Annotated in this window: 20 protein-coding genes and 1 rRNA gene; 15 read left to right on the forward strand and 6 right to left on the reverse strand. The window is 35.5% G+C overall.

The window, feature by feature from the left end; genetic code table 11:
* Nucleotides 1-364: 364 nt before the first annotated feature.
* Complete coding sequence (locus tag QQZ16_RS19130; protein WP_235252038.1) at nt 365-481, reverse strand: YfhE family protein; 117 nt, start codon at nt 479-481, stop codon at nt 365-367.
* Nucleotides 482-709: 228 nt separating this feature from the next.
* On the opposite strand from QQZ16_RS19130, the gene recX reads away from it, so the two are divergent.
* Complete coding sequence (gene recX / locus QQZ16_RS19135; RefSeq protein ID WP_031540338.1) at nt 710-1,519, forward strand: recombination regulator RecX; 810 nt, start codon at nt 710-712, stop codon at nt 1,517-1,519.
* 69 nt (nt 1,520-1,588) lie between these two features.
* On the forward strand, nt 1,589-1,909 hold the full coding sequence (locus QQZ16_RS19140; RefSeq protein WP_031540336.1) for a YfhH family protein: 321 nt from the start codon (nt 1,589-1,591) through the stop codon (nt 1,907-1,909).
* Nucleotides 1,910-1,964: 55 nt separating this feature from the next.
* Here the strand turns inward: QQZ16_RS19140 and QQZ16_RS19145 are convergent, their stop codons facing one another.
* Entirely contained in the window at nt 1,965-2,114 is a 150-nt protein-coding gene (locus QQZ16_RS19145; protein WP_031540334.1) for a small, acid-soluble spore protein K, read from the reverse strand.
* Between the two features lie 126 nt (nt 2,115-2,240).
* Between QQZ16_RS19145 and QQZ16_RS19150 the strand changes: the two genes are divergently transcribed.
* Nucleotides 2,241-2,510, forward strand: a complete 270-nt coding sequence (locus QQZ16_RS19150) for a YfhJ family protein (RefSeq protein WP_284561677.1) — start codon at nt 2,241-2,243, stop codon at nt 2,508-2,510.
* Between the two features lie 51 nt (nt 2,511-2,561).
* Here the strand turns inward: QQZ16_RS19150 and QQZ16_RS19155 are convergent, their stop codons facing one another.
* Nucleotides 2,562-3,542: a metal-dependent hydrolase gene (locus tag QQZ16_RS19155; protein ID WP_031539746.1), complete on the reverse strand. Its 981-nt coding sequence runs from the start codon at nt 3,540-3,542 to the stop codon at nt 2,562-2,564.
* 416 nt (nt 3,543-3,958) lie between these two features.
* Here QQZ16_RS19155 and mutY point away from each other — a divergent pair, with 416 nt between their 5' ends.
* Nucleotides 3,959-5,068: an A/G-specific adenine glycosylase gene (gene mutY / locus QQZ16_RS19160; protein WP_031539750.1), complete on the forward strand. Its 1,110-nt coding sequence runs from the start codon at nt 3,959-3,961 to the stop codon at nt 5,066-5,068.
* A gap of 22 nt (nt 5,069-5,090) precedes the next feature.
* On the opposite strand, the gene QQZ16_RS19165 is transcribed toward mutY, so the two are convergent.
* Entirely contained in the window at nt 5,091-5,315 is a 225-nt protein-coding gene (locus QQZ16_RS19165; RefSeq protein ID WP_031539751.1) for a hypothetical protein, read from the reverse strand.
* 118 nt (nt 5,316-5,433) lie between these two features.
* On the opposite strand from QQZ16_RS19165, the gene fabL reads away from it, so the two are divergent.
* The 6 genes from fabL to QQZ16_RS19195 all read left to right on the forward strand — a co-directional run bounded on the left by fabL (nt 5,434) and on the right by QQZ16_RS19195 (nt 9,847).
* Entirely contained in the window at nt 5,434-6,177 is a 744-nt protein-coding gene (fabL, locus tag QQZ16_RS19170; RefSeq protein WP_031539753.1) for an enoyl-[acyl-carrier-protein] reductase FabL, read from the forward strand.
* 138 nt (nt 6,178-6,315) lie between these two features.
* A complete protein-coding gene (locus QQZ16_RS19175) occupies nt 6,316-6,498 on the forward strand; it encodes a gamma-type small acid-soluble spore protein (RefSeq protein WP_031539755.1) in 183 nt (60 codons plus the stop codon).
* A gap of 233 nt (nt 6,499-6,731) precedes the next feature.
* A complete protein-coding gene (locus QQZ16_RS19180) occupies nt 6,732-6,995 on the forward strand; it encodes a YgaB family protein (protein ID WP_031539757.1) in 264 nt (87 codons plus the stop codon).
* A gap of 6 nt (nt 6,996-7,001) precedes the next feature.
* Complete coding sequence (locus tag QQZ16_RS19185; protein WP_284561678.1) at nt 7,002-7,130, forward strand: hypothetical protein; 129 nt, start codon at nt 7,002-7,004, stop codon at nt 7,128-7,130.
* Between the two features lie 52 nt (nt 7,131-7,182).
* Nucleotides 7,183-7,713, forward strand: coding sequence for a nucleoside tri-diphosphate phosphatase (gene ntdP, locus QQZ16_RS19190; RefSeq protein ID WP_031539758.1), 531 nt, complete (start codon nt 7,183-7,185; stop codon nt 7,711-7,713).
* A 385-nt stretch (nt 7,714-8,098) separates the two neighbouring features.
* A complete protein-coding gene (locus tag QQZ16_RS19195; RefSeq protein ID WP_031539759.1) occupies nt 8,099-9,847 on the forward strand; it encodes an ABC transporter ATP-binding protein in 1,749 nt (582 codons plus the stop codon).
* A 39-nt stretch (nt 9,848-9,886) separates the two neighbouring features.
* On the opposite strand, the gene QQZ16_RS19200 is transcribed toward QQZ16_RS19195, so the two are convergent.
* Together QQZ16_RS19200 and QQZ16_RS19205 are read right to left on the reverse strand one after the other, a co-directional pair.
* Nucleotides 9,887-10,972 carry an FUSC family protein gene (locus QQZ16_RS19200; RefSeq protein WP_031539762.1) on the reverse strand — a complete coding sequence of 362 codons (1,086 nt, stop codon included), beginning with the start codon at nt 10,970-10,972 and terminating at the stop codon, nt 9,887-9,889.
* A gap of 381 nt (nt 10,973-11,353) precedes the next feature.
* A complete protein-coding gene (locus tag QQZ16_RS19205; RefSeq protein WP_031539763.1) occupies nt 11,354-12,658 on the reverse strand; it encodes a glutamate-1-semialdehyde 2,1-aminomutase in 1,305 nt (434 codons plus the stop codon).
* 219 nt (nt 12,659-12,877) lie between these two features.
* Here QQZ16_RS19205 and QQZ16_RS19210 point away from each other — a divergent pair, with 219 nt between their 5' ends.
* The 5 genes from QQZ16_RS19210 to QQZ16_RS19230 all read left to right on the forward strand — a co-directional run.
* Nucleotides 12,878-13,282, forward strand: a complete 405-nt coding sequence (locus QQZ16_RS19210; protein WP_031539766.1) for an ion channel — start codon at nt 12,878-12,880, stop codon at nt 13,280-13,282.
* A 72-nt stretch (nt 13,283-13,354) separates the two neighbouring features.
* Complete coding sequence (gene bcp, locus QQZ16_RS19215) at nt 13,355-13,825, forward strand: thioredoxin-dependent thiol peroxidase (protein ID WP_031539768.1); 471 nt, start codon at nt 13,355-13,357, stop codon at nt 13,823-13,825.
* Nucleotides 13,826-14,212: 387 nt separating this feature from the next.
* A complete protein-coding gene (gene perR / locus QQZ16_RS19220; RefSeq protein WP_269320393.1) occupies nt 14,213-14,668 on the forward strand; it encodes a peroxide-responsive transcriptional repressor PerR in 456 nt (151 codons plus the stop codon).
* 280 nt (nt 14,669-14,948) lie between these two features.
* Nucleotides 14,949-15,821, forward strand: coding sequence for a nucleotidyltransferase-like protein (locus tag QQZ16_RS19225; protein WP_031539772.1), 873 nt, complete (start codon nt 14,949-14,951; stop codon nt 15,819-15,821).
* A 289-nt stretch (nt 15,822-16,110) separates the two neighbouring features.
* Nucleotides 16,111-16,171, forward strand: a 16S ribosomal RNA gene (locus QQZ16_RS19230); the annotation flags it as partial.

The following is a 16,171-nucleotide window of genomic DNA, read 5'->3' on the forward strand; positions in this document are numbered from 1 at the left end:
TCCAAGTAAAGTGACAAAGTGCCTGAACTATTTCCAGTAAAGAACCAATATCAAATTAATGAAAAAGTGTTAAATTTAATATGGATAGGTGTTTTATATATGTCTCATTTGGCTAGGTCAGTTCAGTGGAAAGGTCCTTTTTTGTTGTATATTTCTGAAAATAATCGCAATATTAACTGTGGAAAAACGGTTAGGTTATCAACTTATTTACTAACAAGATAAATGCTGAAAATAAAGTATTCCACAGGCTTATCCACATTATCAACAGAATGGAGGTTATTTTATCCACATAAATGTAAGGGTTAACATAAAAGAGGGGGAGAGAATATACGGAAATTCTCTCCTTAAGAAGGATAAGTTTGGCTTATTTATTATCTTTTCTGCTAGCAGCTCGATCAGCCATTTTAAATTCATGTTGATAGGTTACTGCCTGCATACTAGATAGTGTATGTTTTTGTTTTTGCTTTTTCTTTCTATCCATCAATATCATTCCTTTCTCATTCCAAAGTATCTTCTTTATTCTTTCCTAGTTGGGTAATATAGATGCACACAGGATGTAAATTAATTAGTGTAAGAAGGCAAAAGTACTGCTATTCCTTTTTTTCTATGCTACATTTTAAGGAGAAGTGTTTAAGTGAATGTTAATAAAAAGTTTCTGTTAAAGCTAAGAATAAGAAAATCTCAAAATAGATAATAATGTGGTGATGGGATGATTATTAGTAAAATTACAAGACAAAAGGAATTAAACGACCGTTATAATATTTTTACGATAAAGCAAGGGAAAGAGGTTTATGCATTTAGTGTAGATGAGGCTGTGTTAGTGAAGTACCAGTTGCAGAAAGGGATGGAACTCGATTCTCTCTTATTAAATGAAATTCAATATACGGATGAAATAAGAAAAGGTTACCATATGGCAGTTAGGTATTTGGCTAAAGTGAAAAGGACGGAAATGGAAGTAAGAAAACATCTGCTTGCTAAAATGGAAAACGAGTCATTCGTATCAGAAGTAATGATGAAATTAAAGGATATGAAATTTATCGATGATGAAGATTATGCTTTCTCCTATGTGCGCACCCAACGGAATACAACGACAAAAGGACCAGAATCGATTAAAAGAGAGCTAAAAGAAAAAGGCGTTCAGATCGAATTAATCGAGCGTGCCATGGAGGAATTTGCATATGAAGATCAGCTTCAGTCTGCACAAAAGGTAATGGTGAAATTTTTAGCGGGGAAGAAAAAGGATTCTAAGAAAATTTTATTACAGAAGCTAGAGCAGACACTTGTTCGCAAAGGATTTACTACTGCTATTATTCAGGAAGTGAAAAGGATGCCAGAGATTCTTGAAATGGATAGCGATGGATTAGAAACTATTCGGATTCATGGCGAGAAGGCAAGAAGGAAATTTGCAAAATTTACAGGCTATGAATTCACACAGAAAATGAAACAATTTTTATACCGTAAAGGATTCTCGATGGATCTTATCGAACAATATTTAGATGAAATGGAAGAGGAAATGTAAATGAATAATCTAAATTTTTGCCGAATCTGGTTAATTTTATTACACTAGTTTGTAGTGGAGGGAATATAAATGCTGACAAAAAGATATAGCATGATGACAGAACATGAGCTCCGTATGGAAATATCCACTTTAAATGATCAAGCGAAAAAGGCGGAACAGCTTGGAATGATTAATGAGTATGCAGTCTTAGAAAGAAAAGCAGTTCTCGCGAAATCCTATTTATTAAATCCAATAGATTTTAAACCGAATGAAGTGTATGAAATAGAAGGAGATCCTGGAGTTCTTTTTCAAATCGATTATATGAATGGTGTATTTGCCTGGGGAAAACGAAAAATAGATGGAAGCCAAGAAGAAGGTATTCCGATTGCGTTATTGAAAAAGAAGGATTGAGGGAAAGGAGAGGAGGGACCGTGTATGGTCTCTCCCTCTTTCCTACAGTACTTCCTTATTTTTTCGGTCTGCGATGAGAGGAAGCGTGCATTCTCTCTTGAGGATGTGTATTGATTGTCCCATTTGCTCTTTTAGAAGCAAATTCTGCTTTAGCTCTCGGTTCTCCTTCAAGCTTTACATCATTTGTATTATCTACATTTCCCATCGTTATACCTCCAAGAATCAACTAAGTAAACAGTAATAAACGTATATTTGTTTATTACTACGGATAGTATTTGTTATCCATCTGCAATCTATAAGTAAAAACAGAAAAAGAAAGAAGGAATCAATGATGCATGAAGCACAGAAAAAGTTAGTGGAACGGCTACTGGAGCTTAATTCATTTATTTCAGTAGGGCAAGCGCAAACATGGGTTGAATTATTATGGGAAGATTTCGAAGCAACTTATGCAAAAGTTGGTCGGAAATATCAAGGAGAAGAAGTAACCGAAAGAGTTGTCAGTCAGTGGATTGAAAACTATGGAGAAAAGCTACATGAATTTGTCGCAGAAAATCCAAAATATAAAGAATTTCTTACAGATGATAAAAAGAAATTGCATTGAAAATTCATTTAAATAATAGACAGGTCGACGTTTGAGTCGACCTGTCTTATACTAATTTGTTAGTATATCGAGTTTCTTTTTAAGTTTATCTTCACTAAAGATCCAGCCTGTGTACGAGGTAATAATATTTAAATTTAAATCTAGATGAACGACAGCGACAAATGGATAATGTCCATTGCTTCGATAGCGCAAATCAATGAAACGGACTTGGTATTGGTCATCGAGCTCCAAGACTTCCCAGCGAAAAACAGGAGAAAAGGATAAGAATGCAGATAGGTTCTTATCTTTTTGTGCTGCTGCGAGAACTGGTGTATTTGGAATTGGAATGCGATGGAATTTATCGTAAATTTCAATTTCATGCTGATGCGATCGACCGACATAGAAGGAGTCATCAGTCATTACAGCAATACGCCAGTGATTAAATCTCATCGTTGGTGATAAAATGACTTCAGTTGCGTTAGGAATCTTCTTTTTCACATTTATTTTTACCTGCCGCTGTGTGAAAATTCGCAGCAGATAATAACCGATTAGAACGATGAAGAGCGTTAAAAAAGTATATCCAGGATTGGAGCCAAATATCCAACATAAAATAGCAATAATATGCATAGAAAAAATGATTGGATCAAATGTGTTAATAATTCCCAACGCAACCCATTTATTTGTAAAGGGGCGCAGGGCCTGTGTACCGTAAGCGTTAAAAATATCTACAAAAACATGCAGAAAAACCGCTAAAAAGGACCAAAGCCATAAATGCAATAAATTTGCTTCTAAGAAAATCGGATAAATGACCGCGGTGATGAGCAATGGCCATAAAATTACTGCAGGTATTGAGTGTGTGACTCCACGATGATTACGTATATAAACGGCATTGTTTCTTAATTTTAAAACCGTATCGATATCTGGTATTTGAGAGCCCACTATTGTGGCGATCATAACACTTGTAGCTGTTACAGGACTTGAAGCAACAACCGGGTCTAACGTAGCTAACCCACCAAGTGCAATCCCCATGACGATATGTGTTCCTGTATCCAAAATACCAAACCTCCCTGATTTTTCTCCAGCATTATTTGGATGAAAACACCATAATTACAATTAAAATATGCTTTTCTTTTTTCTTAACAAAAGATACACTACAAACAGCTAAAGAAAAGCATAGGACAAAAAATGCGGATAATGTTATTAAATAATAAAAATCGATAATATACATCGGACAATCGCATAATTTTTATAAAAAAATAGTTCTCTTATTTAAAATGAGACAAATTTACTTATTTATACTTACTTTAATAACATCAAATCTTTTGGCTAGGATATCACTTGTTAGTAAGATTTTTCATACTTTCATTCTATCCCATTTCATCCTATGATGCATGTTATGTCCAATAGAATAAAAAGAAGTCTATACATTGTTATTCCCAAAAAAATTAATAATTAACATATGGAGGTTTATGGTGACAGAAAGGCAAGAAATGATAAAGAACCAAGTGAATGTAGAGCAATTTAGAGAAGATTTATTAAAATGGTTTACCGAGGAACAAAGAGATCTTCCATGGAGAAAGGATAAGGATCCTTATAAAGTATGGGTGTCTGAAATAATGCTTCAGCAGACTAAGGTTGATACGGTTATTCCCTATTTTAACCGATTTATTTCTCAGTTTCCAACAATTGAAGCATTGTCAGTTGCGGAAGAAGAGAAGGTATTAAAGGCTTGGGAAGGGTTAGGCTATTACTCAAGAGCACGAAACCTTCATGCCGCTGTAAAGGAAGTCCATGAAAAGTATGAGGGCAAAGTGCCAGATTCGCCAAAAGAAATTTCTGGCTTAAAGGGAGTAGGCCCGTATACGGCGGGAGCGATTTTAAGTATTGCCTATGGTGTTCCAGAACCTGCTGTTGATGGAAATGTTATGAGGGTCTTATCTAGAATTCTTTCGATTTGGGAAGATATTGCCAAGCCGAAAACGAGAAAAACTTTTGAAGAAGCCGTGCGCGTCCTGATTTCACATGAGAATCCATCCTATTTTAATCAAGCCTTAATGGAGCTAGGTGCCTTAATTTGTACACCTACTTCGCCGTCTTGTTTGCTTTGTCCTGTTAGAGAGCATTGTCATGCATTTGATGAAGGAACAGTAACGGAACTGCCGGTTAAGACGAAAAGCAAGAAGCAAAAGTCAATCCAGCTTGCTGCTGTCGTTTTGACAGATGAAGATGGAAGAACATTGATTCATAAGCGACCTAGCACAGGATTGCTTGCAAATCTATGGGAATTTCCTAATATGGAAATCGTTCAAGTGTTAAAAAGCGAGAAAGCGCAGCTAGAGGAAAGGCTTTTGGAAGACTTTCAAGCAACAGTAGAAGTTGGCGAAATGATTACAAGAATTGAACATGTCTTTTCCCATTTGATTTGGAATATCAATGTCTATAGTGGAAAATTGATTGATTTGAAAGAGGAAAGGGAAGATCTACGAAAAGTGAATTCCGAAGAGATAGAGCCATTCCCATTCCCAGTGTCTCATCAAAAGATGCTGAAGTTTTTATCAGAGCAAATTAACGAGGGGTGACCACAGTTGGTCCCCTTGTTTTTTAATCATCGTTCACTTCTGTTCCATGTGTATAATCTGCTTCGTTTCTTTTTAAGCCGCCTCTATTTTCAATCTCCACGATAATTTCACGATGAATACTTGCTCCTTCGCTATTTAAATAGGGAGTCATTTGCTGTAAGGAATGATGGAAGTAGGCAAGCTCGTTATCCTTCCATTCGCCTTTAGCGATCATTGCTAATTCAGTCATATCTCTACCAACATACATTATCCAATACCTTCCTTTACCTTAAGCATATCTATATCTATTGTGCGAATGTTGTTTGCGAACTATGCATTAATAGAGGTAAAATGAAAAGTAAATGGATGGGAAAGGAATTAAAAGAATGACAAACAAAGTAGCATTAATTACAGGAAGCAGTAGAGGAATAGGAAAAGCAACAGCGATTCGATTAGCAAAAGAGGGCTATGATATCGTTATTAACTATGCAAGAAGCAGAAAGGCTGCCCAAGAAACAGCCGATGAAATAACGGCATTAGGAAGAAAAGTTCTTTTAGTAAAAGCGAATGTTGGGGATGTTGATAAAATTAAAGCAATGTTCGCAGAAGTGAAAGAAGAATTCGGGCGTTTGGATGTTTTCGTTAATAACGCAGCATCTGGTGTGTTACGACCAATTATGGAATTAGAAGAGTCTCATTGGAATTGGACAATGAATATTAACAGTAAAGCGTTATTATTCTGTGCGCAAGAAGCGGCGAAATTAATGGATAAAGGCGGCAAGATTGTCAGCATCAGTTCATTAGGAGCGATTCGCTATTTAGAAAACTATACGACTGTTGGGGTAAGTAAAGCGGCAGTAGAAGCGTTGACTAGATATTTAGCAGTAGAATTAGCTCCAAAAAATATTGTGGTTAATGCTGTTTCTGGTGGAGCTGTTGATACAGAAGCATTAACACATTTCCCAAATAGAGAAGAATTGCTTCAAGCGGCAGCAGATAAAACGCCAGCGGGAAGAATGGTGGAAATGGAAGACCTAGTGAACGCAGTTATGTTTTTAGTAAGCGATGACGCTAGTATGATAAGAGGGCAAACGATTATTGTGGATGGTGGTATTTCGTTATTAGTGTAAGTAAGAAAAGGGAATTTTCCTTCTGAGGAAGATTCTCTTTTTTCTCTTTAGAGAAAAAATTGGATTTTATTGGAAATGAAAAACTTTGGATAGAACCGAAATGTCTGGGACAAATTAATAGGCGTGGAGGTGATATTCATGGCTAAAAAATCTGGTGTAACTCAATCAGGAACTAACATCCAAGAAGTAAAACAACAAAACGCTCAATCTGCTGGTCAAGGTCAGTATGGTACTGAATTTGCTAGCGAAACAAGCGCTGCAGAAGTAAAAAAATATAACCAACAAGCAGAAGCAAAAAAAGCTAAAAACTCAAGCAAATAATGCAAACAAAGGGCACTTCACTTACGGGAGAGTGCCCTTTGCTTTTTATGGAAAATAGCTATTATTTAGTTTTTTAATATAAGGTGGCTTACAATAAAAATAGTTCGACAAAACTTCTTCTTTGTCTACAGAAGTAGTCAAAGGAATAATCATACATACGCAGAAATAGTTAAAGAAAGATGATAAGTAAAGTATTACCGAACCTAAAAATAAAGAGTAGGATGTGTTTTTTCATGGATGTATTTAACGGTTTAGTTGGAGAGCAAATGCGAATAATGGAAAAACTACTATATTTACAAGGAGAATTAGAGCGGTGCGAAGAAATTGAAGCACAATTACAAATGCTGCAAAAAGAAACCGAATTAAAAGAAGTGCAAATAGAAATTGGCAAAATGAAAGTAGAACTTAAGCAAATACAACAAATTTTTGAATTGCAAACAGAAAAAGTCATTCGAGTCTATCAAGAAAATGAGCTAAAACTATCATCGAGTTCATAAAAAAATATGGAATATTTGAAACCATTGTGTAATTTCAATGGTTCTTTTGTTTTAAATTTACCAGATAACCGTTATAATAAGAAAAAAGAGGAATCGTACTTTGTTGCCTTAAATGAAATAATGAATCGCTTTTAGTATGTAACAGGTTACAAAGCGTCCGTAAATAGAAAGTAGGGGAGAAATAAAAATGGGCGTACCTATCGAGGGTGAACCAATACAAATTCACAGTTATAAGCATAATGGGCACATCCATCGAATCTGGGACGAAACAACGATACTTAAAGGGACGCAAAACTTAATTATAGGTGGTAATGATCGTACAATTGTTACAGAATCAGATGGAAGAACGTGGGTAACGCGTGAACCTGCAATCTGTTATTTTCATTCACAACAATGGTTTAATGTCATTGGCATGCTTAGAGAAGATGGCATTCATTATTATTGCAACCTAAGCTCACCATTTATATACGATGGAGAGGCACTTAAATATATTGATTATGATTTGGACATCAAAATTTTCCCGGATATGACATTCAATTTATTAGATGAGGATGAATATGAACGTCACCGTGAAGAAATGAAATATCCAGATGTCATCGATCATATTTTAAAGTCGCAAGTAAATCAATTAATACAATGGATAAGACAAAGAAAAGGTCCCTTTGCACCAGATTTTGTTGATTTGTGGTATGAAAGATACTTAACGTACAGAAGTTAATATGGATGACTGAAAAAAGCATGTTGGTATTCAGCAGGCTTTTTTCTTATGCATATGCTTCGAATAATGATAAAATGATTCATTGTTATCAAAGAGTTAGTTATGGAAGAGATTGTGTGATTTATTATCAATGCTTGCATTGTGGTTGGGATAGTTTGGAAGGTAATCTGTAAGAGAACATCTCAGTGCCCGATTCATCTGGTAAAAACAGCAAAAGGTAACTGAAGCCAACATTTTCATGCCCATCCCAGCATGAAAAATGAAAAAGTAACAGAGGAAATCACTAAGTTTTCCTAACAGCTGTAAACAAAGCCAAACACAAAACAAGTTTTCAAAACTACCAAAAAGGAAATAGAAAAAAGGCAACATAGAGAGGGGAGTATATGTGGACAGTATTAAAAGATATATGGCTTTTGTAAAGCCATATCGGTGGCAAATCATTGGCACCATTATCATCGGCATTGTTAAATTTGCCATCCCGCTATTAATACCATTGCTATTAAAGTACGTAATCGATGACATAATCAATAATCCAGACTTAGCACAGGCAACTAAAATGAGCAATTTATGGACGATTATGATCATCATGACGATTATTTTTATCGTAGTAAGGCCACCAATCGAGTATTATCGTCAATATTTCGCACAATGGACTTCTAATAAAATTCTATATGATATTAGAGACCAGCTATTTATGCATCTTCAAAAATTAAGTTTAAAATATTATTCTAATACCCGGGCAGGGGAAGTTATTTCCCGTGTAATAAATGATGTCGAACAAACGAAAAACTTTATTTTAACAGGATTAATGAATTTATGGTTAGATGCCGTAACAATATTGATTACAATAGCTATCATGTTCACGATGAATATAAAGCTAACCTTTGTTTCCATCATTTTATTGCCTTTCTATGCTTTCTCCGTGAGCTATTTCTTTGGAAATTTACGGACGCTGACAAGAGAAAGATCACAGGCGCTAGCAGGAGTACAAAGCTTTTTGCATGAAAGGGTACAAGGAATTTCTGTTATTAAGAGCTTTGCTACAGAAAATCATGAACAAAAGCATTTTCAAAAATATAATAATGCCTTCTTAGAAAAAGCGGTCAATCATACGAAGTGGAATGCTAAAGCATTTGCGGTTGTTAATACGATTACCGATATTTCTCCATTGTTTGTGATTGCCTATTCTGGCTATCAAGTATTAAATGGTGATCTAACTTTAGGGGCGATGATTGCATTTTTTGCCTATATTGAAAGATTGTATAATCCATTAAGAAGATTAGTGAATTCTTCGACAACATTAACCCAATCGATTGCCTCAATGGATCGAGTATTTGATTTGATTGATGAAAAATATGATATTCAGGATAAGCCAAATGCCATTCCTTGTGCAAATGTAAAAGGTGACATTGCATTTGAAGCGGTTGATTTTGCCTATGATACAAAGGATCCGAAAGTATTAGATAATGTTTCCTTACATATTAAGCCAGGGGAGACTATCGCATTTGTTGGAATGAGTGGGGGCGGAAAATCTTCGTTAATTAGTCTTATACCAAGATTCTATGATGTGACAGGTGGAAGGATTCTCTTAGATGGAAAAGATATAAGAGATTTACAAGCTCGTTCCTTAAGGGATCATATTGGAATGGTTCTTCAAGAAAATATTCTCTTTAGTGAATCCATTAGAGAAAATATTATGATTGGGAGACCAAATGCGACGGAAGAGGAAGTGATTGCCGCCGCAAAAGCTGCGAATGCCCATGACTTTATTATGCAGCTGCCAGAAGGTTATGAAACGAAAGTTGGAGAAAGAGGAGTGAAATTAAGTGGAGGACAGAAACAAAGAGTAGCGATTGCCCGCGTTTTCTTGAAAAATCCACCTATCTTAATTTTGGACGAGGCAACCTCTGCTTTAGACTTGGAAAGTGAACAATCAATTCAAGAATCCCTTGAAGAACTGGCAAAAGATAGAACAACCTTGATTGTTGCCCATCGACTCTCTACGATTACCCATGCAGATCGAATTGTTTTAATCGAACACGGAAAAATCATGGAAGATGGCACACATAATGAGTTGATGAAATTACAAGGTCATTATCATGATCTATTTCAAATACAGCAATTGGGGAATTGAAAAAACGATCCAGAAGCATTTTCGCTCTGGATCGTTTTTTTATTCTTCAATTGTTACCTCTGCTTCGTGGTTATGATGAACCTGAATAGAGGTAATCAATGTATCAAGATGCTCCACATTCTCATCATACTCAATAATGGCTGAAACGATTTGCATCATATGATATTGCTTTAGTTCTTCTTCATTTTCGTGGACAAGTGACTCTGTCTCCTTGTAGTACTGCATCAATTCTTGGAATAGCATGTTTCGGTCAAGGGAAATGCTACCTTCTTCAAAAATAACATGTGGCTTTACCTTTCCAATAAATTTTAGCATCACATGTTCGTGGTGGTGAATCAGACAATCGAGCTGTTGCTGAATAATATTTTGAAAATATTCAGGTAAACTCAATAACTCATTTTCATAGCGATGAATCTTTTTCAATGTTTGAAATGATTTTTTTAATGTTGCAATCATTTGCCGATAAATCACTAACTTTCTCGTTTTTAATAAGGTTGTTTTTTTGAAGTAATTCCGTTCTTCTTTGTACAGTATATATAACTGGTCTATTTTCATTAACCGGTCGGACATTTTATCAATATCATTTTTTAAAAGACTGTGCTCGGATGCATGTCTAATGTTCAAGCGAATCCATTTTGTTATTTCCTCACTCATATCGGAAATTTGGTTGTACAATTTATTTTCATACTTAGGTGGTAGAAAAATCAGATTGACGATTGATGAAGACAGAATCCCTAGCATTACGGTAGAGAAACGAATAATCGCAAATGTGATGAAATCATCTGTAGGTGATTCCATAATCGCAATTAATGTAACAACAGATAAGGTAATCGTCTTTTCTAAGCCTAATTTTAAGTTAATAGTAATTACAATAATGGCAGCAAGTCCGATAATAAAGACGTTGTTTCCAAAGCTTAATACAAATATTACTGCTATAATGGCGCCGATGATATTCCCTTGCACTTGTTCAATGATAGATAAATAAGAACGATAGACGGTTGGTTGTATGGCGAAAATGGCAGAAATTCCTGCGAAAACAGGAGTTGGTGCATTTAATAGTTGTGCTAGAAATAAAGCTAAAACGATGGCGATTCCTGTTTTCAGAATACGCGCTCCTAATGTCATAAATAAGTGTTCCTTTCTTTAACGTAATAACATATTTTCTTATACCCCTTACTTTTTGCGGAAAACACGAAAAGTAAACACAATAATGTACTATACAGTGATTAGATGCTAACTTCAATAGACTAATGCCGGATTTTTTCTTTTTTCGATGGATTTTAAAAAAATGGACATATTGTTGTTAAAATTAAAATGGATTTAAACGATATTCGAGGTGTGAAACGTTTTAATGGGGTGCTGATTTTCGCTGCAGGCGTTCGCTTCATTTATCTGTGGTTGGAAATTAGAAAAAGCTTCTAATCTTTTTAATTTATAAGAGGAAGATCCCTTTTGTGAAAATAAAAAAGGTCCAGAATTCCTCTGAACCTTTTTCCTTACTGCAAATTAAAATTTATACTCTTCTTGTAATGAAGCGAATGCTTGATCTACAGCGTGTAGGGTTGCTTCGATGTCTTCTTCTGTGTGTGCGATGGTGAGGAACCATGCTTCGTATTTGGATGGTGCTAGCATAATTCCTTGTTCTACTAATAGTTTAAAGAAGCGGCCGAACATTTCGCTATCTGTGCTTTCTGCTTGCTTGTAGTTGTATACTTTTTCCGTTGTAAAGAAGACAGTAAGTGCTCCTTTTAGACGGTTGAGTGTAATTGGAACATTGTACTTAGTAGCTGCTTCTAAAATACCTTTTTCTAATAATGCGCCTAGTTTATCTAGATAATCGTATACGCCTTCTTGTTTTAATACTTCGAGACATGCAATGCCCGCTTGGATGGATGCTGGGTTTCCGGCATGAGTTCCTGCTTGGTATGCTGGTCCAACTGGTGCAACTTGATCCATAATTTCTTTTTTACCACCATAAGCGCCAATTGGTAGACCGCCGCCAATTACTTTTCCTAAGGCAGTTAAGTCAGGGTAAACGCCTAATAAATCCTGTGCTCCACCGTAAGTGAAGCGGAAAGCGGTGATTACCTCATCATAAATAACAAGTGCGCCAGCTTCATGTGTTAGCTCATTGATTCCTTGTAAAAATCCTTCCACAGGTTCCACGATACCGAAGTTTCCAACGATTGGCTCCACAAGAACAGCTGCTACTTGATCTCCCCATTTATCCAATGCATCTTTATAGGCATCTAAATCATTGAAAGGAACAGTAATGACATCAGCTGCAATTACCGCAGGAACACCCGCAGAGTCTGGAGTGCCAAGTGTAGAAGGTCCAGAACCAGCTGCAACTAGCATTGGATCAGAGTGACCATGGTAGCAGCCCGCAAATTTAATGACTTTGTTTCTGCCAGTATAAGCACGCGCAACACGAATCGTTGTCATCACGGCTTCTGTTCCAGAATTCATAAAACGGATTTTTTCCATGGAAGGGATTGCTTCCTGAAGCATTTTCGCAAATTTTACTTCATGGGGTGTTGGAGTACCGAATAGTAGTCCTGTTTCTGCTGCACGAGTGACTGCCTTTGTGATATGTGGGTGAGCATGTCCAGTCACAATAGGACCATATGCAGCTAAATAATCGATATATTGATTTCCGTCTACATCAAAGAAGTATGCACCTTGCCCTTTTTCCATCACTATCGGTGATCCGCCACCAACGGCTTTGTAAGAGCGAGAAGGACTGTTGACACCTCCGACAATAATCTCTAAAGCTTCTTCATGTAATCGTTCTGAATTGGTATGTAACATATAAACCTCCTATAAATCGTAACATTCTGTATAGAATACCTTCCCTCATTTTAGCACTTTTTGAAAGAAGATAAAGGGAAACAGCTTTTAAACAACAGGCAACTTTCATACGTTCTCAGGTAGGTGTAACTGGATAAACGCATAATTACCTTAGACAAGCATAAATATTAATGATGGAGTATTTAAGGACGTGCAGCAATAAAGTAAGGGGGTAAGGAGATGTTTTATGTCTTATTAGCTTTAATCCTTTTTTTTATTGCGATGAGCTTAAGAACATTGTTTGTTCCTTACCGCGTAAAAGAAAAATGGGTATCCTTTGAAAATTTTATGTATTTAATTTTTGTTTATATCACCATTATGATTGGCTTTGGCTTAATCTATACGTTGTTTCAAATGAATGGAATCCCTGTATATAATGATGGACAGACTCCTTCTCTCAACTATGATTTCTTTCATACATTACACACTAGCATCTATTTTAGTGGTGTCACCTTATTCTCTGTAGGGTTTGGTGATTTAATGCCTATTGGAATCGGAAGAATGATTGTTCTTATCGAGGCATTAATAGGCTACACGATTCCAGCTGCCTTTGTCACAAGAGCCGTCCTAGATTTGAATCATTAGCAAACTCCTTTTCTTGCTTCATCCAAGTAAATTCGGTACGCTTGGTATAGGAAAAGAAAGGCGGGATACGAGATGTCGATTCAATTGGGAGATACAGTACCAGATTTTGAACTACAAGCAGATAATGGAGAAAAAATAAAACTGTCAGATTTTCGAGGAAAGAATGTAGTCTTATACTTTTATCCAAAAGATATGACACCTGGATGTACAACAGAAGCTTGTGACTTCCGCGATAACCATGCAGATTTTAAAGGATTTCATACAGTGGTACTTGGCGTTAGCCCTGATCCGATTTCAAGGCACAAGAAGTTTATCGAAAAGCACGAGTTGCCATTTCCATTACTATCCGACGAAAATCATGAAGTTGCAGAAAGCTTCGATGTATGGAAATGGAAAAAGAATTTTGGAAAAGAATATATGGGGATTGAAAGATCAACCTTCTTGATTGATAAAGAAGGCAAGCTCGTTAAGGAATGGCGTAAAGTGAAAGTGGCTGGCCATGTAGACGAAATAAAACAAGCATTAGAAAAAATCGAAGCCTAATTTTAAAGCTAGGGACTTTTGTCCACTCATTAGGGAGCGATAAGCATATTGTATAGTGAGCATATACCTCCTCATATATATGTCGGTGGCCAACGAAGCGTTCGTTGGTCTTTTTTTAGAATAAAAAGAGAATTGGATAAAAATTCTGGTGAAAAGTAGTGCGTGACATGCATATAATGAAAGTGTATTATCAATAGCGATCAGGCAACTGCTATTATCTAATAGTTTGTATTGTTAAATAATCATTATCGTTGTTATTTTAAACGGTTTATTCATCTATAAACGGCGTTATTACAGTAACTGTATTGACAAAACCCACCTATTATTAGTACACTATTTATAAACATTATAAAATAAGAATATCTTTTAGAAATGGGGTGCATGTCCGTGGAACATAATGAGCATAGCGAGCATAATGAGTTACAGGAAGCTCTTGACAAGCTGAAAGAAACAGGAGTGCGCATTACCCCGCAGCGTCATGCGATACTTGAATATTTAATAAGCTCAATGTCACATCCGACTGCCGATGAAATTTATAAAGCACTTGAAGGTAAATTCCCAAATATGAGTGTAGCCACTGTTTATAATAATTTAAGAGTTTTTCGTGAAGTAAATTTAGTAAAGGAACTGACATATGGAGATTCTTCTAGTCGGTTTGATTTCATTACTTCTCACCATTATCATATTATCTGTAAAGAGTGTGGCAAAATAGTTGATTTCCATTATCCAGGACTGGATGAGGTCGAACAATTTGCCAGCCATGTTTCAGGATTTAAAATCAGTCACCACCGTCTAGAAATTTACGGTACTTGTCCTGATTGTGCTAAAAAAGAAGCGCACTAATGTAAGTAATAGAAGAGGTTGTCTTTTTAAGATTAGCTTTCGTATAAATGCATGCGAAGGTTAATCTTAAAAAGATACCTCTTTTTTCTGTTTTCCTAAAGAAAGTTCTTCATTATACGGAAATAATAGATGGGGAATATAAAGAAAAAAAGTAATACTATTTTTTTAGAAGTTGTAGTAAGATTTCATGTATGCCATGGAAATAGGGCAGGATTTTAATAGAAAATGTCGAAATAATACGAAACGAATAAAATTTATTCATGGAGATGGAGGAATAACGATGGAAGATATTCTTCGTCCTATATATCAAGAAAGAGCTAGCCAGACAAATACATTGGGCGTATTAATCATTGATAAAAAACAAAATGAAATGACCGTGACAGATACTTTTGATACGGTGATGCTAATTATTGTAAAAGAAGCAGAACAACCTGTTTTTATAAAGCACTACACTTATGCGGAAAAGAAAGCAGCATTGCATATTGTCACAGAACAACAATTAAGAAATTGGATTTTATTGGGGAATAATAAAAGAATATTTGAATGGATATACAATGGAAGAGTTGTTTTCGATCGAAACGAATATATTTATCAACTCAAAAATGAGTTAAAGGAATTTCCCGTTAACGAACGAAAACAAAAGATGGCGTTAGAATTCGCTAAGCTTATTAAACGATATATGGACGGGAAAGCTTTCTTTGAAAATAAGCATTATCTTGACGCTTATAATGATATTGTTCACTCCCTACATCACTTAGCACGTTTAGCTGTGATTGAAAATGGATTCCATCCAGAGGTAACCGTTTGGAGCCAAGTAAAACAAATAGAGCCAGAAATCTATAAATTATATGTAGAGCTAGTAAATAGTGATGAGCCGATTGAAAAAAGGCTTGAGTTATTATTCTTAGCAAGTGAATTCTTGATTCATTCCAGAATGAGATCAAGTACAAGCCATATTCTAGATATATTAAAAGAGAAGGAAATTTGGACATTTAATGAGCTATTAGAAAAAGAAGAATTACTTATTTATGCAGTAGATCTTGGGATGCTTTTAGAATATTTGATTGATAAACATTTAATAGAAGTAGTCAATGTTTCAACGAAAAGTCCAGGTGTTTATCATCGATATTATAAGGTTTTAGAAAAAAACTAAAAAAGTTTAAAAAAAGTATTGACCATTATGTTGAAATAATGTTATATTTATATCCGTCGCTGAAACAACACGAAATGTTGAAGTAAACGACGGAAAAGAAATTTTAAAAAACTATTGACAGGAAATGTTGATAGATGTTATGTTAGGAAAGTCGCTTCTTAAGTGACTAACTAAATTGCTCTTTGAAAACTGAACAAACAAACGTCAACAATAATCGTTTTATAACGAATGTTATAGAATGACAACAAGTAATAAAAAGCTAGAGTTTAGCAATGAGCTAATCAACTCTTTATTGGAGAGTTTGATCCTGGCTCAGGACGAACGCTGGCGGCGTGCCTAATACATGCAAG

The sequence above is a fragment of the Bacillus sp. T2.9-1 genome (assembly GCF_950097965.1).
Lineage (GTDB): Bacteria > Bacillota > Bacilli > Bacillales > Cytobacillaceae > Niallia > Niallia hominis.